This window comes from Chryseobacterium sp. SIMBA_029, assembly GCF_046535275.1.
In the GTDB taxonomy this organism is placed as follows: Bacteria; Bacteroidota; Bacteroidia; order Flavobacteriales; family Weeksellaceae; genus Chryseobacterium.
Map to the genome: position 1 here is coordinate 1 of NZ_JAWRXA010000537.1, position 258 is coordinate 258.

1 protein-coding gene is annotated in these 258 nt (G+C 33.7%); it reads left to right on the plus strand.

What is annotated here, in order from left to right; all coding sequences use genetic code 11:
* Positions 1-258 (plus strand): RQC domain-containing protein (locus tag SB679_RS25120; RefSeq protein WP_410705037.1); only part of this gene is annotated, 258 nt, incomplete at both ends.

Consider the following 258-nt stretch of genomic DNA (forward strand, 5'->3'; position numbering starts at 1 on the left):
CGGAGAAAAATTTAAGTCAAAAGATTTGATTTCCGTTATCGTTGGAAAGGAAACAGCTGTTACAAAATCTTATAAACTGGAGCAGAATCCTCACTTTAGCTTTGGGAAAGATGAAAAGGAGAACTACTGGAAAACAATCCTTAGACAGGCTACTGTTCAAAATTATCTTCAAAAAGATATTGAAACATATGGTGTTCTAAAGATTGCAGAAAAAGGACGAGAGGTTTTAAGTGGTAAATCCAAGGATACCTTTTTAAT